At 33.4% G+C, this 21,137-nt stretch carries 18 protein-coding genes; 4 read left to right on the top strand and 14 right to left on the bottom strand.

Translation table 11 applies throughout. The features are described from left to right. Positions 1 to 35: 35 nt before the first annotated feature. Positions 36 to 2,582 carry an outer membrane beta-barrel protein gene (locus EV196_RS02935; RefSeq protein ID WP_132214714.1) on the top strand — a complete coding sequence of 849 codons (2,547 nt, stop codon included), beginning with the start codon at positions 36 to 38 and terminating at the stop codon, positions 2,580 to 2,582. Positions 2,583 to 2,730: 148 nt separating this feature from the next. Here EV196_RS02935 and EV196_RS02930 read toward each other — a convergent pair whose 3' ends face one another. The 3 genes from EV196_RS02930 to EV196_RS02920 all read right to left on the bottom strand — a co-directional run bounded on the left by EV196_RS02930 (position 2,731) and on the right by EV196_RS02920 (position 5,272). Continuing rightward, the gene (locus EV196_RS02930; protein ID WP_132214712.1) at positions 2,731 to 3,444 is read right to left on the bottom strand and encodes a 3'-5' exonuclease; all 714 of its coding nucleotides are present in this window, start codon (positions 3,442 to 3,444) and stop codon (positions 2,731 to 2,733) included. Then, positions 3,441 to 4,586, bottom strand: a complete 1,146-nt coding sequence (locus EV196_RS02925) for a serine hydrolase domain-containing protein (RefSeq protein ID WP_132214710.1) — start codon at positions 4,584 to 4,586, stop codon at positions 3,441 to 3,443. The genes EV196_RS02930 and EV196_RS02925 overlap by 4 nt, the downstream gene beginning before the upstream one ends. Before the next feature lie 155 nt (positions 4,587 to 4,741). After that, positions 4,742 to 5,272: a methylated-DNA--[protein]-cysteine S-methyltransferase gene (locus EV196_RS02920; protein ID WP_132214708.1), complete on the bottom strand. Its 531-nt coding sequence runs from the start codon at positions 5,270 to 5,272 to the stop codon at positions 4,742 to 4,744. A 113-nt stretch (positions 5,273 to 5,385) separates the two neighbouring features. On the opposite strand from EV196_RS02920, the gene EV196_RS02915 reads away from it, so the two are divergent. After that, the gene (locus EV196_RS02915) at positions 5,386 to 8,229 is read left to right on the top strand and encodes a hypothetical protein (RefSeq protein WP_132214706.1); all 2,844 of its coding nucleotides are present in this window, start codon (positions 5,386 to 5,388) and stop codon (positions 8,227 to 8,229) included. Between the two features lie 91 nt (positions 8,230 to 8,320). On the opposite strand, the gene EV196_RS02910 is transcribed toward EV196_RS02915, so the two are convergent. Genes EV196_RS02910 through EV196_RS02900 form a run of 3 tightly spaced genes read right to left on the bottom strand, consistent with a single transcriptional unit; the run spans position 8,321 to position 10,819 of the window. Continuing rightward, on the bottom strand, positions 8,321 to 9,406 hold the full coding sequence (locus EV196_RS02910; protein ID WP_132214704.1) for a CNNM domain-containing protein: 1,086 nt from the start codon (positions 9,404 to 9,406) through the stop codon (positions 8,321 to 8,323). Between the two features lie 26 nt (positions 9,407 to 9,432). Beyond that, positions 9,433 to 10,422, bottom strand: a complete 990-nt coding sequence (gene hemB, locus EV196_RS02905) for a porphobilinogen synthase (RefSeq protein WP_132214702.1) — start codon at positions 10,420 to 10,422, stop codon at positions 9,433 to 9,435. Between the two features lie 10 nt (positions 10,423 to 10,432). Continuing rightward, on the bottom strand, positions 10,433 to 10,819 hold the full coding sequence (locus tag EV196_RS02900; protein WP_132214700.1) for a YchJ family protein: 387 nt from the start codon (positions 10,817 to 10,819) through the stop codon (positions 10,433 to 10,435). Between the two features lie 42 nt (positions 10,820 to 10,861). Here EV196_RS02900 and EV196_RS02895 point away from each other — a divergent pair, with 42 nt between their 5' ends. Further along, the gene (locus tag EV196_RS02895) at positions 10,862 to 12,853 is read left to right on the top strand and encodes a DEAD/DEAH box helicase family protein (RefSeq protein ID WP_243652159.1); all 1,992 of its coding nucleotides are present in this window, start codon (positions 10,862 to 10,864) and stop codon (positions 12,851 to 12,853) included. Next, positions 12,832 to 13,488, top strand: a complete 657-nt coding sequence (locus EV196_RS20095; RefSeq protein ID WP_243652158.1) for a hypothetical protein — start codon at positions 12,832 to 12,834, stop codon at positions 13,486 to 13,488. Before EV196_RS02895 ends, EV196_RS20095 begins: the two co-directional genes overlap by 22 nt. Before the next feature lie 10 nt (positions 13,489 to 13,498). On the opposite strand, the gene hemF is transcribed toward EV196_RS20095, so the two are convergent. The 8 genes from hemF to EV196_RS02855 form a co-directional block, all read right to left on the bottom strand. Further along, positions 13,499 to 14,425, bottom strand: coding sequence for an oxygen-dependent coproporphyrinogen oxidase (gene hemF / locus EV196_RS02890; protein WP_132214698.1), 927 nt, complete (start codon positions 14,423 to 14,425; stop codon positions 13,499 to 13,501). A gap of 76 nt (positions 14,426 to 14,501) precedes the next feature. Beyond that, the gene (locus EV196_RS02885; RefSeq protein ID WP_132214696.1) at positions 14,502 to 15,185 is read right to left on the bottom strand and encodes a hypothetical protein; all 684 of its coding nucleotides are present in this window, start codon (positions 15,183 to 15,185) and stop codon (positions 14,502 to 14,504) included. A gap of 12 nt (positions 15,186 to 15,197) precedes the next feature. Then, the gene (locus EV196_RS02880) at positions 15,198 to 15,956 is read right to left on the bottom strand and encodes a hypothetical protein (protein ID WP_132214694.1); all 759 of its coding nucleotides are present in this window, start codon (positions 15,954 to 15,956) and stop codon (positions 15,198 to 15,200) included. A gap of 96 nt (positions 15,957 to 16,052) precedes the next feature. Further along, complete coding sequence (locus EV196_RS02875; RefSeq protein WP_132214692.1) at positions 16,053 to 16,586, bottom strand: GNAT family N-acetyltransferase; 534 nt, start codon at positions 16,584 to 16,586, stop codon at positions 16,053 to 16,055. After that, positions 16,576 to 17,331: an EI24 domain-containing protein gene (locus EV196_RS02870; RefSeq protein ID WP_132214690.1), complete on the bottom strand. Its 756-nt coding sequence runs from the start codon at positions 17,329 to 17,331 to the stop codon at positions 16,576 to 16,578. Before EV196_RS02870 ends, EV196_RS02875 begins: the two co-directional genes overlap by 11 nt. A 145-nt stretch (positions 17,332 to 17,476) precedes the next feature. Continuing rightward, entirely contained in the window at positions 17,477 to 18,511 is a 1,035-nt protein-coding gene (gene hemE, locus EV196_RS02865) for a uroporphyrinogen decarboxylase (RefSeq protein WP_132214688.1), read from the bottom strand. A 35-nt stretch (positions 18,512 to 18,546) separates the two neighbouring features. Next, positions 18,547 to 19,263 (bottom strand): potassium channel family protein, encoded by a 717-nt coding sequence (locus tag EV196_RS02860; protein WP_132214686.1) that lies wholly within the window; start codon positions 19,261 to 19,263, stop codon positions 18,547 to 18,549. Between the two features lie 13 nt (positions 19,264 to 19,276). Beyond that, the gene (locus EV196_RS02855; RefSeq protein ID WP_132214684.1) at positions 19,277 to 21,019 is read right to left on the bottom strand and encodes a TrkH family potassium uptake protein; all 1,743 of its coding nucleotides are present in this window, start codon (positions 21,017 to 21,019) and stop codon (positions 19,277 to 19,279) included. Positions 21,020 to 21,137: the final 118 nt, after the last annotated feature.

The following is a 21,137-nucleotide window of genomic DNA, read 5'->3' as shown; positions in this document are numbered from 1 at the left end:
GAGAATAAGCATATGGTCATTATAAATAATTCAAAATGAAAAAATTAAACATAGTATTATTCACAATTTTACTTGGAACCACAACGCTTTTCGGGCAAGTAAAAGACATAAGTGTTACCTTGTCTCCAGCTGTAGAATATACCTTTTGGGACGATAAATCTGGATTAGAAGACGGTTTATTGTTTGGAGGTAAAGTTGGTTTTGGATTTGGTGAATATATCGAGTTAAGAGCAACTTACATGCAAGGACTTGATTTAACTACAAATTTTGAAAATTTTGGCTTATCCAATTATTCAAAGGATTTGTTTATTTCAAGAGATGTTAATTTGACACGTTGGGGCGGTGAGTTTAAGGCTAATTTTGGCACAAAAACAAAACTTAATCCCTACTTTACTTTAGGGTCTGGTGTTCAAACAATTCAGTTAGAAGATTTCGAAAAGCAGGAGCAAATTTTTGCCACTTTAGGCTTAGGTGCTAAGTTTAATATTGGTAAACGTGCTGTTTTTGCGTTAGAAGCTAAAAACACGATGTATAATTTTAATGCGGGCGCAAGATTACTTACCGATGCAGACAAAACTACTTTTAGTGTTACCGATGCTGATTTTGAAAATGAAAGATTGAGTAACTGGTCTGCAATGGCATCGTTGCAATTTTATTTAGGTGGTAGAAAACCAGGCGCGCTAACAGAATTAGACAAAGCTTATTTAAATGGTTTTTCTAGCGGATTTAGAGGTTTAAGATTGGTTTTTGAACCAGGTTTAGCAAATATTAAATTTGATGATAAATCCAATTACAGAGACACTTGGATGTTAGGAGGTTATGTGGGTTTAGATTTTAATAATTATGTTGGCTTAAGAGGATTCTATTATAAATCGACTAAAGACGAGCAAATTTCTACAGATTTTGACGAGCTATCTATGTATGGCGCAGAATTTAGAGCACGACTAAATATTGCTAAAGGCATTGCGCCATATTTAGCATTAGGCGGTGGTTATTTAAATACATCGAATGATTATTTAGGAAAAGATGGATTAGCCGTAGATGGCAGTTATTTTGCTTCTGGTGGTATTGGATTAAACATTCCGTTGGCGACAGGACTTCAAGCCTATGGTGGTATAAAAGCCTTATTAACGTCTAATTCAAATGAAGAAGATCTTCAATCACCCGATCAAATTCAAACGCATACCATGTATAATTTTGGTTTGAAAATATCGATTGGTAAAAGAGCAAAATCTGCAAGTTCTGTTTATAATGAAAATTTAAATAATGCTTTAAATGAACAACAAGCTAAAAATGACGAAAAATTAGCGATTCTTAAATCTGATTATAAAGCTAAAATAGCCCAATTAGAATCCGATTTAAATACAGCTAATCAAAATCAGGATGTAGATAAAGCTGTAGAACTATTAGAAGAGAAAAAAGAAACGGAAGAAGCGCTTAAAAAAGTTGAAGAAGTAGAAAAAGTTGCAACCACATCTAAAAAAGCAGCTGTAGAGGTTGCTGAAAAGCAAAAAGTTCAACTTGTAATTCCACAAAAACAACAAATTGAGCAAAAACAAGCTGAAGAAGTTAAAGCAATAGAAAAGGATGCAACCACATCTAAAATGGCACCTGTAGTAGTTGCTGAAAAACAAATAGCTCAGCCTGTGGTTCCACAAAAACAGCAAATTGAACAAAAAGAAGTTAAAGAACCCTTAGTTCAAATGACGCCTGTTGAGTTCGAATTATTAATTCAACGGATATTAAATGAGGTTGAATACAATTCAATAAAACAGACTGTTCAACCCAATCAAATTGATAAAGATGAACAAATTCGTATTTTAAATGAGAGAATTAAGGTTTTAGAAACACGACTTTTACAAGGAAAAACTTCCGAAATAAGAGAGAATACTAAAGCTATTAATACGTTACAACCTGCTTTGGAGGAAGAAAACGATGATAAAACCCGACAAATACTTGATAAATTAGATGAATTAAACAGAAAAATTGAACGTAATTCTGATAAAATTGATTCACGCCCAACGGAAACAATTAATCCACAAACTATTATTGTGAAACCGGGCATAGAATCAAGTATACCATTAGAAAACCAAGACGAGGTTGCTCCAGTTACAGAAAAGGTTGAAGTTGAACAGATTCAAGACGAGGAAGAAGAGAACATGGAAGTAAATGATGAAGAGGTAAGTATTTTTTCTAAATTAACTTTTCAAGACTTGTCTATTTTTGGAGGGATTATGTTTGGCGATGCCACTATGCCAGTAACCGGTGTACGCGCCAATTTTGGCATTGATAATTCTAAAATACTGTTTGTACCCGAATTGTTTTTTGGGTTTTCAGACCCTGTATCATTCGGTTTGTCAGCAAACGGTATCATTCCAATAAATGTTAATAGCACAAAAATAAGCCCTTATGCAGGTGCTGGGTTAGGATTTATGAGGATTGAAGACACGGTGAATCTTAATGCGAATTTAATTGTTGGAACTAGTATGAATGTATTAAACGGAAAACTTTACATCGATTTTACAACGCGTAATTTCTTAAAGTATAATCAGGTTTCTGTTGGGTACAAATTCAGTTTTTGAATTTAATATCAAGAAGAAATAAGTTTTAAAACGACAAAGCGTTTTAAAATACTTAAACTAATTTTAATAAACATCCCTAATAATTCATTTTAAACTTAATGAATTATTAGGGATTGTTTTTTTTAAACCACATAAAAGCAGTTTTTATTTATATATGAATAATTTCATCGTCAGTTAAAATGTTGTCGCCACGTAAGCGTAGAAATATTTGAGCCACCGCAATGGTATCTTTTTCGCAATAAATGACGATGCGGTCAATTTCATTTTCTTCATAGAAAACTCTGTAAACTTCGCTGCCATCAATGTCATCTTTTGGTGATGGAATTCCCAATACATTGGTTAATAATTTTAATGAGGTATAAGATTTATAATCGCCAAATTTCCACAATTCTAATGTGTCTAAATGTGGAATTTCCCAAGGTTTCTTGCCAAAAAGATTGAGTTTATATGGTAATTCGATGTTGTGAATAATCATACGACGTGCTATGTATGGAAAGTCGAATTCTTTGCCATTGTGCGCGCAAAGTAAATGTTTAGTTTCACTGAAATGGGAAATCAGTAAGTTTTTAAAATCTTTTAAAATTTTAACTTCATCACCATGAAAAGATGTGACTCTAAACTGCCTTAAATCTCCTTTTAGAATGAAATATCCAACCGAAATACATACAATTTTACCAAATTCTGCCCAAATACCGGCACGTTCGTAAAATTCCTCAGCAGTTTCATCTTCTTTCCTTTGGTATTTCGACTTGTGTTCCCAAAGGGCTTGTTTGGTATCATCTAATTCAGAAAAATGTTGCGTTTCTGGAACGGTTTCAATGTCCAGAAATAAGATGTTTTCTAAGTTTAATTTTGAAATCATTTTTCAAGCATTTTATAAGCTTCTTCAATATAAACCGTAATGTCATCGGTAAATCGTCCCACAGCTTCATCGGGCGATTTTCTGTGTCCTAAACGTACAATGATTACATTATCATCGGGTTCAACAATAACATATTGACCTAAGTGCCCGCGCATCATAAAAAAGTGCTTTTTGCCTATATCTTTCATCCACCAACCGTAGCCGTATTGCGGACTTTCCTTAAACCTAGGTGTAATAGATTTTGCAACAAAAACCGAATCTAATAACTGTTTGCCATGCCATTTACCATGATCTTTGTAAAGTTTTCCAAAGCGAGCAAAATCTCTGGCATTACTTGAAATACAACAAAATGCTTTAGCTAGTCTGTTTTCACCATCATCCAATTGCCAAAGAGCATCGTCCGTAGCACCCATAGGTTCCCAAAAACTTTCGGAAAGATAAGTGGCTAAGCTTTTTCCTGTTGCTTTTTGAAGAATCATTCCCAATAGTTGTGTGTCGCCACTTAAATATTTAAATTCTTTGCCAGGTGTTTCTACTATTTTTTGGTTTAACATGGTTTCGGCTAAATCATCGTCGTAATTAGCGCGTGCCGTAATGGAAAAGGGACCTTTATAATCTTCAACCCAATCTAAACCAGAAGCCATGGATGCTAAATCGCCTACCGTAGTTTTTTCGCCCTTATATTCTGGATAAAAATCGCTAATAGGTTGGTCTAAACTTTTAATATAACCATCCATAATAGCTTTACCAAGCATAGATGTGGTGATGCTTTTTGCCATGGAAAAGGAATTGGTTTTGGAATTTTCATCGAAGTTTTCATAATAATTTTCAAACCAAATACTGTCGTTTTTTATAATCATGTAGGCTATGGTACCCCAATCTTTATTTACTTTAGAAAGCTTTTCTGTTTCTTTTACACTGTTGTAATCTTTATGAATTGGCCACGGACTTACATCAGTTCCTTTTTTTATGGTATCGTTTTCAAAATAAGGATAATCATCAATAAAAGCAGTGTTGTGCCCTGTCAAATAAACCACACGTACACCTTTTAAAATATAACTATAATCAAAAATATACAGAAGAATTACAAGTGCTACAAGAATAATTGCAATCCATTTAAAAAGCTTTTTTAAGAATTTCATGTGTTTGTGTTTATTGTTTTTTAATTGTTGAATGCTACATCCATTTAATCATTTTTATAGTTAAAAATAATGCAGTTATGGATATTTCATTTTTAAGGAGTTTAGTTGTTTTAAATATAGGAAATATTTTATGTATTTCTGTTTCCGAAAAGAAACTAAAATAGTGATGTTTGTTTGAATGGACTTTCATGTTCCAATAACCATTTTTTTCGGTGTAAACCACCAGCGTAACCTGTTAAACTACCATCGCTTCCAATAACGCGGTGGCATGGAACGATAATCCACAGCGGATTTTTTCCGTTAGCATTTGCAACGGCTCGAATCGCTTTTACATCGCCTAGTTGTTTAGAAAGTTCTAAATAAGAAATTGTTTTGCCATAAGGAATTTGTTCTAGCAGTTTCCAAACTTGTTTTTGAAAATCGGTGCCTTCAGGATTTAATTTAAGGTCGAATTGTGTGCGAGACCCTTCAAAATATTCGTTTAGCTGAAACACACAATCTTCTAATACTTCAGGAATGATATCGGTTATTTTTTCTTCTGATTTCCACTTTCGTGGGAAAGATAAACCATTTGATTCCCCTTCGGATGTCTCTATATTATTTAATATTGAAACAGATGCAATACCATCTTCATCACCAATAATTTTGGTAAAACCTAAAGGCGATTTGATGATGCAGGTTTCCATAACGCTAAATTTTATAGCTAATGTACAAAAACTAATCAAAAATTAAATCTTGTAAGAATTTGTTTTATATTGGTATGATAATTGTGCAGGTTTTTAAACCTAACTAACTATTTATGATAAACCATTTCCGCTTCATCCTGTTCAGTTTTCATTTTCTATTAATATGCCATCAAGTTCAATCTCAAGAAAAGGCCTTGGTTATAGATTCCAAAAATGCCTATGCTGAGAAAATATACCTTCAACTAAGCAGTACCATTTTCACTACCGATGATACGGTTTGGTTCAAAGCCATAGTAACCGATTTTGTACATTTTCCAACCATGGTAAGCAGTGTTCTACATGTAGAACTTATTGATTTTGACAAACGCATCATTGATAAAAAACTGTTGAAACTGGAAAACGGTATTGCAGATAGTTTTTTCGATTTGAACGAGGATTTACCACCGGGACGCTACATGGTTCGTGCCTATACCCAATGGAACAAAAACTTTGGCAGTGAATTTATATCGCAAACATATATCGACATTTACGCTGCCAAAAAAGTTACTGAAAACGAAGAAGCCATTAGGAACATCACACTTACGGAAACCGCTCCCAACCAGTTTGAACTTTCCGCAAAAGCATTCCCCAATTTACTGAACCCAAAATACAGGGGCAGACTAAAAATGTACATACATACCGATACCAAAACAGATTCCGTTGAAATTAAAAAGGATACAGATGATGGCTATACATTTAAATATGAACTCCCAAAAGATGTTATAAAAGCCAGAATCGAATTAAAATTGGATTCCATAAAACTAAAAAATAACAATTTAGGTTTCATTAACTCTTACAGTAAAACCGTAGCTGTAAACAAGGATTATCTCGATTTACAATTTTTTCCAGAAGGCGGTAAGTTAGTAGATGGCTTAACAAGTACCCTCGGATTTAAGGCACTCGATTATAACAACAAGGGAAAGGAAGTTACCGGCTATATTATAGACCAGGATAACAATATCATTATACCATTCCAGACCAACACGTTGGGTATGGGTACTACGTATTTAACACCCGACTTTCAAAAAACGTACTATGCCAGTGTAAAAGGTAAGGACGATATTGAATACAAATACGAACTGCCAAAACCAAACCAAACAGGCGTTGTTTTAAAGATAAAAGAGTTACAGGACTATATCATAATGAGTCTAAATTCAAAAAATCCAAACCAGGAGGAACTCCATGTAAAAGCACAAGTTCGAGGCGTAGAATACGATAATTTCAATATTTCATTTAAAAAAGGTGTTGCCAATATGGGCATAGAAAAAAGCATGTTTCCCGAAGGCATTATAAAATTTACCATAATAAACAAAGCAAACCAAATTGTTGCCGAACGTTTGTTTTTTAACTATAAAGAAGAAGAAGAACGCATCAACATAACCGCAACTCCACATTTAAAACACTATAGCCAACGCGATAAGACCGTTTTTAATATAACTACAGAGGATATAGATAGTAATGCCATTAAAACGAACCTTTCCGTATTGGTGATCAACAAAGAACAACTGGGAAGTGTAAACAATGCACGAAACAATATTTTATCCTATTTTTTATTGAATTCAGAGTTGCGAGGTAGCATAGAAACACCTTCTTATTATTTCAACCCAAAAAATAAGAGCAGAAAAAACGATATGGATGCGCTTTTATTAACCCAAGGTTGGAGCAATTACAAATATGAAAACTCAGCATTCAGTACCGATTTTAAGTTTCTACCAGAAAAAGGCTTGAGTATTTCTGGTAAGGTTAAGGATATATGGTTTTCTAAAAAAGAATTAAAAAAGCCTGTGGAGCTTACAGCTGTTTACGGACCATTAAACGTAGCGACCCAACAAGTAGACAGTACAGGGTATTTTAATATAAATTTAGAAGATTACTATAAAGATGAATTTAGAGTGACACTTCAAACTAAAAATGAAAAGGGAAAGAAACAAGATTTTACTATTGAATTAGAGGAACATAAAAGTCCGATTATAAACTACAAAAATGAAGAAAAAGTTTATTTGGCAGATAGTGTCCATGTTTATGTAGAACAGAGTATAGCCCGTAAACAAGCTGAAGATTTAAAAGTAGCAAAAGGCACTATTGTTTTAGATGAAGTGAAATTAGATGGTTACAATCTGACACCACAACGACAAAAAATGATGGATTTACATGGGCCACCAGATTTGGTAATAGAGAATAAAGAGTTAATAAGCGAAGCCCCAAAATGGAATTCAGGGTTGTTTAGTGCTTTACAGGCTAGTTTTCCAGATGATGTGGAAATAAGTGATGCTGGCGGGTTTTTACAGGCTAAATTATTTGGTAGTAACTTTACTTTTATTGTGATAGATGGTGTTCCTGTAACATTGTTGGACTATCCATATATACAAAGTTTACCCATTGAAGAAATTAAAAGTTTTGAATTGATAAAACATCCTAAAAACGCAAATTATTATATTAGTGAAGTTTTTCGTGAGCCTTTTCATGAAGAAGAAATTGGACTTATTGGGAAAATAGATACTCCAGTGAGTAATCTTAATGGAGGACTTGATGGTATAGGGTTGTTTGAAGAAAGGTTAATAAGAGATCCAAAAACATCCATAATAAGCATTTATACTTACGCTGGTAAAGGACTTAATTATGTTAGCAATAATAAAGGAATCGACAAATTCTCTGTTCAAGGTTTTACTCCAAAGCGTGAATTTTATGCCCCCAAATATGGAACTGATGACCCTAACGATTGGAACCTTCCAGATTTACGTTCGGTAGTTCATTGGGTGCCAAGTATTGATACTGATGCAGAAGGAAATGCACAAGTAGAGTTTTATAATGCTGATACTATAGGTGATATGCTTTTTATAGTGGAAGGCATTACAAATAATGGTAAAATCGGGTATTTTGAAACCATTTTTACCGTTGATAAAAAAATAGAAAGATAAATTTTTAATTTATTTAAGAATTCAAAAAAAACATCATTCGATTAAATGGTCCTAATAAAACCAAAAGATGATTGAATGATGTAAAATTCCATTATTTTTTTGGGCTAATATCGTCAATCATCCCCAGTCGTTTGGCACGTGCTTCCCAACTTTTTCTTGCTAGTAGCTGTAAATCTGGAATATCATCGCTTTCGTCCATAATTTCTAAACCTAAAAGTGTTTCAATAACATCTTCCATAGTCACCAAACCACTTACAGAACCGTATTCATCTACTATAAGAGCCATGTGATTTTTACTTTCAACCAATTGCTCAAATAAACGCGGAATGGGTAAACTGCGGTTAATGATAATAATGTCTCTTTTTATATCTGAAAGCAATTTATCGCCGTTTCCAAAGGCCATTTCTTTAAAAACCTCATGTTTTAAAACCAATCCGGTAATATTATCTTGCGTTTCAGTAAAAACGGGAATTCTAGAAAATTTTATATTAGCATTATTTCTAAAAAAGGTTTCAATAGTTTGATTTTCATCTTCAATAGACATGACGGTTCGTGGCGTCATAACATCTTTGGCTAATACTTCTTTAAAGGTTAACATGTTTTTTATAACCTTACTTTCAGATTCATGAAAAACACCTTCTTCTTCAGCTAAATTGGTCATGGCATGAAAATCTTCACGACTTAAAACGCTACCATGGGTATTGCCTCCAATAAGTTTCGTGGTAAGCCTTAAAAGCCATAAAAGACCGCTATATTTTAAAGGGAAAATTAAAATATTAAGCGTCGTTGCTGTAAAACCGACCAATTGTTTCCAATAAGAAGCGCCAATGGTTTTTGGAATAATTTCTGAAAGCACTAAAATAAGCAAGGTCATAATAGCAGAAATAATGCCCACCGTATTAATACCAAAAAGCTCTATTTTGAAAGGTAATTTTTCCGCTTGAATACCAACCATCATCGCACCAACAGTATGCGCAATGGTATTAAGCGTTAAAATAGCAATAAGGGGCTGATCGATATCGGCCTTAAGCGTTTCCAATGTAAATGCGTACGCTTTATTTTCTCGCTTTTTAATGTTGATAAACGTGGGCGTAACGCTTAGCAAAACAGCTTCAAGTATGGAACATAAAAAAGAAAAGAAAATAGATACGGTTGCCCAAAAAATTAATGCGCTCATTAAAAGTGTTTTTTATAAAGGCTAATTTACGAAATCAATTTCACAACATCTTTAGAAAAATAAGATGCTATAATATCTGCACCAGCACGTTTAAAAGCCATTGTGGTTTCCATCATTACTTGGTCGTGATTTAACCAACCTTTTTCGGCTGCCGCTTTTATCATCGCATATTCACCAGATACTTGATACACCGCCACAGGCACATTCACTTCGTTTTTAATATCTCTTAAAATATCAAGATACGAAAGTCCTGGTTTTACCATCACAATATCAGCGCCTTCGTCAATATCCATGTTGGTTTCTCGTATCGCTTCTATACGGTTGGCATAATCCATTTGGTAGGTTTTTTTATCCTTTGGAATATCAACCATATCCACAGGAGCAGAATCTAAAGCATCACGAAACGGTCCGTAAAATGCCGAAGCGTATTTCGCTGAATAACTCATAATACCTGTATTGATGAATCCTTCATCTTCCAAAGCTTCACGAATGGTTAAAATACGTCCGTCCATCATATCACTTGGCGCCACAAAATCGGCACCTGCCTTAGCGTGGGAAATACTCATTTCTGCTAGAAAATTAGTAGTAGGATCGTTTACTATCATCCCATTTTCAACAATACCATCATGTCCGTAAGCAGAGTAGGGGTCGAGTGCTACATCCGTCATAACCAACATGTCTGGGCAGGCATTTTTTACGGTTTTAATGGCGCGTTGCATCAATCCGTTTGGATTTAATGCTTCTTTTCCTTTATTATCTTTTAAATTATCGGGTACTTTTACAAAAAGCAATACCGATTTTAATCCCAAACTCCAAAGTTCCTTCACTTCCTTTTCCAATAAATCTAAACTGTAACGAAAATAATTTGGCATCGATGGAATTTCATCTTTCACACCTTTGCCTTCCACCACAAAAAGCGGTACTAAAAAATCGTTAGGTGATATGATGGTTTCACGAACTAAACTGCGAATAGCTTCGTTGGTTCTTAAACGTCTGTTTCTTCTAAGTGGGTACATGACTATAATTTTATTTGCTTAAACCTAAGTAGGTCCAGTGATTATTCTCTTTTATAAAAGCAGATTTTTCGTGAATTATACTCACGTTTCCGTGCTCGTAAAAATAAGCATTAAATGTGACAGTGCCTTCGGTATCTTCTGGTTTTCCTTTTGAAGTTTCCAATACGTCCAATTTAATCCATTGTACCGATTTTGCCCATTCAACAATAGATTTTTTCTCTTTTATTGGGCGTGTAGAAGGGTGGTGGCTTTGCATTAAATAATCGCCATTGGCTAATACAAATGCAGAGTATCTGGAACGCATTAATTGTTCGGCGGTTAAAGCTTCATCTATATTTTTATGTGCTTTTTCGCAGCATTTGGCGTAAGTTTTTAAATTTCCGCAGTAGCAGGTCATAGTTTTTCTATATTTGAAACGATAAAAATACTAATTCTTAATATGCCCTTTAAAAAACTAGAATTTATTTTTCCTTGGCGAAGCTATCAAGAAACGTTTATAAATAATATAAGTAAGCATATTGATGATAACCATTTGCATGTTGTAGCACCACCTGGTTCTGGAAAAACCATACTTGGTATTGAAATAGTGAGGCAAATTGGTAAAAAAACATTGGTGCTTGCTCCAACACTTACCGTTAGAAATCAATGGGAAAACAGATTGCAAACTTTTTTTGTTGAAAATGAATTGTTTAACGATTTTTCTTTTGACATCAATAACCCAAAAGCGATTACTTTTTCCACCTACCAATCGCTACATGCATTCTATAAAAAATTTGAAAATAAAGCAGATTACTACGCCTTTTTTGAAAGTGAAAACATCGATGCGATTGTTTTAGATGAAGCGCATCATTTAAAAAATGCTTGGTGGACCTGTTTATTCGAATTAAAAAGAGATAATAATTTAACCATTGTTGCACTAACGGCAACCCCACCTTATGATAGTGATGCGTTTGAAGTGTCAAAATATTTCAGACTTTGTGGTGATATTGATGAAGAAATCGCCGTACCTAAACTTGTAAAGGAAGGCGATTTGTGCCCGCACCAAGATTTTGTGTATTTTTCTAAACCTGATGAAAAACAGATTCATTTTATTTTTGAATATAGAATGAAAATCTCAAATTTTATTGATGAATTAAAGCTGAATACCGAGTTTATTTCTTTTATAAATAACCACCGATTTTTAAAATCGACAGAACATAGTTTAAATGACATTTACAGTAATCCTGAATATTTTTCGGCTATTTTAATTTTCCTAAATGCGATTCATCAAGAAATTCCTAAAGAGAACTTATATATTTTAGGTTTTGAAAAAAAGGAGAAAGTTGAATTTCCTGCTTTTACTAATGATTGGGCTGAGGTGTTATTTCAAAATTTATTGGTTGTAGACCGCCTTAATTTAATAGAAAAAGAACCCTTTTTAAATGATTTAGAAACAAAACTGAGACGATTAAATATATTCGAAAACAAAAAAGTGGATTTAATTGGCGATAAGCAGTTGTACCGTTCGTTATCCAATAGCCCAAGTAAACTGTTTAGTATTGTTGATATTATTTCAAATGAATATAGAAATTTAAAAACCGATTTACGCGCTGTCGTTTTAACCGATTATATTAAAAAAGAGTTTAAAATCACCGAGGATAAAGCTATTCACTCCATAGATAGATTGGGTGTTATTCCCATTTTTCAACACCTTCGAATAAGTGCTATTCCGAAACAAGAAATTGCGGTATTAACGGGCACTTTAGTCATTATTCATAAAAATAACATAGAAGCTTTTGGTAAGGTTGAGCCTTTTGAAAATTACAGTTTTATTCCTTTTGAATCGGATACTGATTTTGTAGAAATAGTTCCGAGAGTAGGCGCTAATCATTTAGTAAATACGATGACTAAAATGTTTGAATTAGGAAATTTTAAAATCCTAATTGGTACTAAATCGCTTTTGGGTGAAGGTTGGGATGCGCCCTCCATAAACACTTTGGTATTGGCGTCGTTTGTAGGTTCGTATGTGTCTTCCAACCAAATGCGAGGTCGTGCCATTCGAACGCAAAAAGGAAATATAAATAAAACAGGAAATATTTGGCATTTGGTGTGTTTAGATCCTACCGATGCTAAAGGAGGAAAGGATATTGAAACTTTAAAGAGAAGATTTGATGCTTTTGTTGGAGTTTCAAATTCTGAAAAAAACCATATAGAAAGTGGCATCGATCGATTGAATCTCCCAGATAATTTCTCGGATGTGGATCTTAAATCTTTGAATGATGCTATGTTAAGTCAATCTGAAAACCGAGGCATTTTAAAAGAAAAATGGCACCATGCTATTGGACTTGGAACAGGAATGTCTAGAGAAATAAAACAGTATTACCAAGGTGATGAACCTTATGAAACTGAAAAAGCCAAACGTTTAATGATGTGGTTCGCTATAGTTTTTTAGAATTATCGGTAGCACTTTCGTTTTTCTTACCTCAGTTTTTAGCTAAAAACCTGAATGTTTTAATTACGAAGGGTGCTATGACTTTTATCTATTCGTTGTTAACCGCTTTAGGATTGAGTTTCGGTTTGAAAACCTATAAATCCATAAAGAATTATATTCAATTCGGGTTATTACATAAAGATTTAAAAAAGATTGCAAACGCCCTTTTAGATAGTATGTACGATTTAAAAATGATTTCAACTGATAGGTCAAAAATTATCCTTACCACAGAAATTCTACCAAAAGGCGAAGTGATTTGTGCCATAAAAGGAGGGAGCGAAATGGAAAGTGCCTTGTTTATAAATTCGCTTCAAGAAATTATTGAACCCATTAAAAACCCACGGTATTTAATTGTGAAAACGAATTGGCTACGAAGAAATTTTGAGATACAAAACTATTATTCAGTTCCCGAATTGTTCGGAGAAAAAAAGAAACACTGTGAGGTATTTTTAAAACATTGGAAAAACCATGTAGGCACATCCAAAGTTTTTTATACACGCCATTTAAAAGGGCGGAAAATATTGCTAAAAGCAAGAATGTTCCATCTATCAAATTCGTTTAAAGAAACCACTAAAAAAGCCGTTATTTGGAATTAAAGTTGAGGTTTTAAACCCAATCTTTCGGGTTTTTCAATACCTCTAAAAGTTTGTCTTCATCGCTTCCAACTTCTGGATGGTGGTCGTAAACCCATTGTACATGCGGTGGCAAACTCATTAAAATACTTTCTATACGTCCGTTAGTTTTTAATCCGAAAAGTGTGCCTTTATCGTGCACTAAATTGAATTCTACATAACGCCCACGCCGAATTTCTTGCCAGTCTTTTTGTGCTTCTGTATATGGTAAATCTTTTCGCTTTTCAACAATAGGCACATAAGCTTCAAGGAAACTATCACCAACTTCGGTCACGAAATTGTACCAATCTTGCATAGTCATGTCATCTGTAGCTTTGCAATAATCGAAAAATAAACCGCCAATACCTCTGCCTTCTTCACGATGTGCGTTATAGAAATATTCGTCGCAACGTTTTTTATAAGTTGGGTAAAACTCAGGATTATGCTTGTGGCAAGCTGTTTTGCAAGTTTGGTGAAAGTGAATAGCGTCTTCCTCAAATAGATAATAAGGGGTTAAATCTTGTCCGCCACCAAACCAACTAAGCCCCCCAGCCCCCAAAGGGGAAGTTTCTCCAGAAACGTTTTTAGGATACATTTCAAAATATCTCCAATTTGCGTGAACTGTTGGAACCATTGGGTTTTTTGGATGTAAAACCAAACTCAAACCACAAGCAAAAAAATCAGCTTCATCAACGTTGAATAATTTTTGCATAGAATCAGGTAACTTCCCATGAACAGCAGAAATATTGACACCGCCTTTTTCAAAAACATTACCGTTTTCGATTACTCGAGTTCTTCCACCGCCACCTTCTGGTCTATCCCATGAATCTTGATGGAATTTGGCTTTTCCATCAACAGCTTCCAAACCTTTGCAGATTTGATCTTGTAAGTTCTGTATGTATGCGTAAAATTTATTTTTCATTAATAATATTTAAAGGCTAACCGATTTTTTATTGAATAGCGTTTATTATGTATTTCATGTTTGTGTAGAAAACATTCTATTTTTCTGTTAAGTTTATTTGCGAAACATAGTCATTTATAAATTCTTCAACTTGTATAGGTTCAGTAAAACGCATAGGTTTATCGTCTATAGTTATTGTTATTAAATACCTATCGCTTACGTAGGCAACATATTGGACATCGTCACTTTTACCTCCATAAGGCGAAAAACGAGTAGATGCAATAACGCTATTTTTATATTTTTTGTTTAATGGTGAGTGATTATGAATTCCTAAAGCGATTACATTTGGTTGAAACACGACTAAATCTAAGTCTTTAAGAGCTTTTCCTATTTTGGTTTCAAAAAAAGGAGCATTATAGTCTGTAATTTCAACCTTCATTACTTGTCTGGTATTTGGGATGCAATAACTAAAACTTAGTTTGGAATTAGTTAAAGTAGGAGGATCCAAAGGAGCATATTCTTCTAAATTTTGAAACGAAGAAGAAAATAGGTCACGATAAATAAATTCTTTATACTCTAGTATTTTTGGAAACATACCGTATATAGCCTCTTTATAAGTGGTTTTGCTTCCTACCTTGTCCCATGGCAGTATTTCGGGGATATACCCGCTCTCTAAACTAGGGCAACAAGCGAGTTTGTTTAGGTCATCACAATCTGTTTCTATTTGCGCAAAAGCATTTAAGGAAATAAAAATTAAGGCTAAAAAAAACAGTTTTTTCATATTATCTTAAACTTATTTATTGTAGGTATAAAGAATCCATGTTAATCCACCATTTTCAGTTTTATGCTCCGAAACAGGATAATTGTTGCTGTTATATTCAAAATCTGAGCTGTAACTATAAATTTCCATCCCAGATCGAACAAATTTATGGGTTTTAGTATTGTTTATGCCACCAAAAATATATTTAAAGCCTTTTGACCCATCTTTAATGTTTAAGTGTGAAGCGTTCTTGCTATCGTATGTATAGCTAAGTACGGTGCTAATGGCATTGGCATCAGTATATGCATTTGTTAAAATCTGTCCTGCTGAATCTAAAGTATAAGTACCTTGAATGCTAAGGGTGTTTTGAGTTGTTAAGTTGCCTGAATATGTTGTATAATTGATCGTGCCATTGGTATTGTAAGTAAAAACCGTTTTGGTACCAACTGAATTATAATCATATAAAGTTATTTCTTGAATCAATCTTCCAGTAGCATCGTATGTAAAGAATCTTTCGTTTGAAAATTTAGGATCTTTATAATCAATTTCAATTTTAGTAACAAAATCACCTTCATAGGTATAATATTCCCTGTTTTCATTTGAGTCTACAGTTGATGATAACTCATTGCCATTTTCATAGTTAAATGACTTGCTATAATCGGTATTGTTAGCATAATTGATGGTGATATGCGTGATTAAAATATCTGAGCTTAAGCCTATTGGGCTGTCTTCTTTATCTGAACATGAAAGGATAGAAGACAAAATGACGAACATTGAAATTATTTTTTTCATAGATTTTTTTAAAGGCGAATATAATTGAAATTTAAATACGGTGTATTTTTTTCTTATGCTGTTGAAAATTCTTTCTCTATGTGTGGAGATGTTCAATTAAAATGATAATTCGTATAATTCCATATCTAATGGAATATCATTTATTGGAGTAAATTCTTTTTCTAACATTCTTTGCCATTTAAACTGACAATTTTCGGCAACTTTAATACTACCAAAATTCGATTTATGGACGATAATTTGAAGCGTTTTTAACTCTAAAACTTCAGATGCATATTTTGATAAAGCTTTTACAGATTGACTAACGAACCCTTTACCTTCATATTCATAGCCAATACAATATGCAAATTCACCTTGTTTTTTTAACCAATCGATATCTTTAATATAGACTAAACCTATTATTTTCTTGGTCTCATTTTCTTTTAAAGTGAATAAGAACGTTTCTTTAAACTGCTGTTGTTTTATGGTTTTTTCAACAAATCGTTTGGCTAAATCTGGTGTTAAGTTTTGTTCTAAAGTTTTTGGAAAATAGCGCTTTAATCGGTCTTCGTTTGAAACTACAAAATCACAAATACTCCAAGAATCTTGAATTTGAACAGGTTCTATATAAAAATTTTCAAATTTAAACAGCATTCGATAGCTGAGGTTTTAATTGTAAGGCTTCAATAGTTTTAACGGAAGCCGCAGTTACCGAAAGTGGTAAAACTAAAATAACACCAATCACAGGAATTAACAAAAACAGCATAAAAATAATGCCATTTCCAATGGCTAAACCTCGATTTTTTTTAACAAATTGAATACTTTCATTGTATTTAAAATGGCGTTCCAGTGTATAATCCATATTACCAAACCCCGCATAATAGGCTTGAACTAAAAACAAAAGCACCGTAGAAATGATTCCAATTATGGGGATAAATCCTAATAGCAAAATGGGAATGGTTAGCAGTAATTCTAAACTTAAATTTCTAATATTTATTCTAATACCTCGCCACAATTGTTCTGTGAATGTTGTTTTGCGATGCGTGTGTATGTTGCCCACTAAATGTTTTTCTATTTTTTCGGAAACAGGACTCATAAACGGTGCAGATAGTGCCATTATGATGTGTTTAAATAGGATAAGCCCTATCAATATGATGAATAGACCTCCAATAATATTGCCAATGCTTGTAAAGGTTTCTTTGCCCCAATTCCAAATCCAAAGTTTTGAGATATAAAATCCGATATTATCGGATAATCCATAAGCGGAAACACCAATAAGAACAGCTGTTATAAAACTTATTAGCATAGGAATAGCAAAGAATTTCCAGAGTTTTAGTTTTGAAATTAAACTAAAAGCTCCAAAATATGCTTTAATTCCTGAAATAATATTTTTAATCATTCCTCTCCTTAATCCTCTCCAAAGGAGAGGAAACTGTTATGTTGTTAAATATTGTTATTCGATTTTCAATTTAAAAATAATAGTTCGGTTTGAAAGATTTTTTATAAATAAGATTTCCATTACGAGTTCCTTCCCTTTGGGAAGGTTAGGATGGGACATTATATTCTTTTACAGCATCTATAAAAGCCTTAGCATGGTCTAACGGAATGTTAGGTAAAATACCATGACCTAGGTTTACTATATATTTATCTTTTCCAAATTCATTAATCATTTGGGTTACCATTTTCTTGATTTCCGATGGTGGCGATAACAAGCGTGAAGGATCAAAATTACCTTGAAGTGTAATATTTCCACCTGTTAAATAACGCGCATTTTTAGGGGAGCACGTCCAATCCACTCCTAAAGCAGAAGCACCAGATTTTGCCATGTCTCCAAGCGCAAACCAACAGCCTTTACCAAAAGCAATTACTGGAGCATCGTCTTTTAAAGCATCGATAATTTGTTGGATATATTGCCATGAAAATTCTTGATAATCTACAGGGGAAAGCATGCCTCCCCAAGAATCGAATACTTGTACAGCGTTACAACCTGCTTTTACTTTTTCTTTTAAATAAGCAATCGTCGTATCGGTGATTTTTTGCAATAAAGTATGTGCCGCTACTGGATTTGTAAAGCAGAATTCTTTGGCTTTATCGAAATTTTTACTGCCTTGACCTTGTACGCAGTAACATAAAATGGTCCAAGGTGAACCAGCAAAACCAATTAATGGAATATCATCATTCAACAATTCCTTAGTTGCTTTTACGGCTTGATATACATAATCAAGAGCTTCTTTAACGTCGGGAACAATAACGTTTTCAACATCTTTAGAAGTACGAATAGGGTTTGGTAAATACGGGCCAAAATTTGGTTTCATCTGTACCTCAATATTCATGGCTTGCGGTATCACCAAAATATCACTGAATAAAATAGCAGCATCCATACCATAACGGCGAATGGGCTGTACTGTAATTTCGCTCGCAATTTCTGGGGTTTGGCAGCGTGTAAAGAAATCATATTTCTCTCTAAGCGCTATAAATTCTGGTAAATAACGACCTGCTTGACGCATCATCCAAACAGGTGGGCGGTTAACGGTTTCTCCTTTTAGTGCTCTTAAAAATAAATCGTTTTTTATACTCATATCGTGTGGTTCTTGTTAAACAAGATGGTTTTCAATTATATGTTTTTATTTCTTAAATCGTATTCTTCTTCACCCATGCAGTAGTTTTCAATATCTTTATTGTTGCCATAAACAACCAAAATATCGTTATCTAAAACAATGGTTTCGGGAGATGTTCTACCTAAAGTTTCTTTAACAATTGTTTTTTTGCCTATTAAATTCTTCTTTTCAACTTCTCGAATAATGGTAATTAGCGTAAGGCGGTATTTGTCTATAGAATCTAATTCCTGCAATGTTTTACCAAAAAACTCTTTTTTTGCTTTTACTTCAGAAATAGTATAATTGTTGTCTAATTGGTAATTTTCTAAAGTCGATTTGAAGTTAATTTGTTTTGTAAGTCTATCAGCCGAATCTTGCTCGGGGTGAACAATACTGTGTATGCCCATGGCTTCCAAAACCGTATCGTGAATGGGGGAAAGTGCTCTACTTATAATTTTCGCATTGCATAATTTTTTAATAATGGCCGTCGTAATAATAGCAGCTCCTTCATTTTCGCCAATAGCAACTATAACCTTATCGGCATCTTTTAAAGGCACCGCTTCATAGGCAAGTTCGTTGGTAGAATCCATACAAATGGCATGCGAAATTTTATCTTTCACCAAGTTAATTTTATCCATTTGCTTATCAATAGCAATAACTTCGTTGCCGGTTTCAGTTAAGCTAATTGATAAAGACATTCCGAAATTTCCAAGTCCAAAAACAATTATTTTCATGTGTTTTAACTTTCTAATTTATTAAAATATTTTCCTTTGGTAACTCATAAAATTGATGGTTTACTTGTCGTAATAAACCAATCATTAAATTGAGCATTCCTATTCTACCAATAAACATAACAGCTATAATAACATACTTACTAGCTTCGGTTAATGTTGGCGTAAAATTTAAGCTTAAACCAACGGTGCTATAAGCCGAAAAACACTCAAAAACCACCGTTAAAAGCGGCGTGTCTGTGGGTTCTAAAATTAATAATGCCATAATAGCCATACCAATAATAATGAGCGAAATAGATAAAATAGCAAAGGCTCTTGAGGTTGATTCTGCTGAAAAACGTCTTCCAAAAATTTCTATTCTACTTTTTCCTCTGGCTATCGCATAAATATTTAAGGTAGCCAATGCAAAGGTACTGGTTTTTATACCACCACCGGTTGATGCTGGTGAAGCCCCAACCCACATTAAAAATATAACAAATAATAAGGAAGGTACCGTCATTTGTGTATAATCTATCACGTTAAAACCTGCTGTTCTTGGTGTTACAGAACTAAAAGCGGCATTTGTAATTTTACCAAAAATGGTTGTGTGCTCTAAAAGTGTATGGTTGTATTCTGAAATGAACAAGAAAATCCAACCAACAAACAATAATATAATGGTGGTGTATATAACTATTTTAGAATTTAAAGTTAGAATAGCGACACGCCTGTGGATTCTTTTTTGATTGAATAATTCTAAAACGTAAGTTTTTAAATATTTATAGTAATTAAAAATGATGTGATACCCCAGACCTCCAAAAACGATAAGAATCATAATAACCCATTGAAAGAAATAGTTAAAACGGATACTTTGGTCGAACAACCCTGATGAAATTATAGAAAACCCCGCGTTACAAAATGCCGAAATAGAATGAAAAATTGAAAAGAAAAATGGGTTATTTATACTTTGATTGTTTGTTATTGAAAAATAGATGAATAAAGCCCCAACAATTTCGATACCAAGTGTAAATGTAACGACGTTTAATGCGACTCTAAAAACATCTTTCAACCCTTCATGGGCTAAAAAATCTTTGGTATTTAAACCTTCTTTAAATGAAGAACTTCCTCTAAAGAAAAAGGCAAAGAATGATGTAAATGTTAAGATACCAATACCGCCTAATTGTATTAATACCAAAATGATGGATTGCCCCATAATAGTAAAGTCTGTACTGGTATCAACTACTGCCAATCCAGTTACGCACACACTGCTGGTTGCCGTAAACAAAGCATTTGTAAAACTAATGCCGTTAGTTGTGGCACTTGGTAGCATAAGTAAAAAACCACCTGCTAAAGCTAAAATTACAAAACTGCCAACAAAAACAATGGCTGGATTAAAGTAAACATCGTAAATATGCCTTACTAAAACGAATAACCTTAATAGAAAGTAAAGAATTAATCCGCCTTCTAATATTGGTTTTATTCTTTGTAGGATAAAATGATAATCCTGTTTAATATGAAACAAGGAAACAACAATAGAAATAAAAAATAACACAGCTATAATAACCATGTTTACAAGTGCTATGTTTTTACCTTTTTTGAAATTATAAACAAAAAATTTAACAGCATTAAAAAGAAGTAAAAAAAACGAAAGAACTATTAAACCAGTAACGTGGGCTGTGGTAAAGTTTTCGGCAAAATCGTAACCAAAATCGAAAACAATGAATATAAGAACAATAATATCAAAAAAACGATAAATATAATTGAGTATTGATTCTCTTTTCATGTATTAGTGTTATTGCCTTTTATTGGTCACATGGTTCATCCTTATAATCATTTCTATGGGTATTGAAATTTAGTTATGGATGTTTTATTATACTTAAAGTAAAATATAAAAACTCTAA

The organism is Mariniflexile fucanivorans, from assembly GCF_004341235.1.
Taxonomy (GTDB): Bacteria; Bacteroidota; Bacteroidia; order Flavobacteriales; family Flavobacteriaceae; genus Mariniflexile; species Mariniflexile fucanivorans.
The sequence above is the reverse complement of the archived record's forward strand: the minus strand, read 5'-3'. Positions and strand labels throughout refer to the sequence as shown.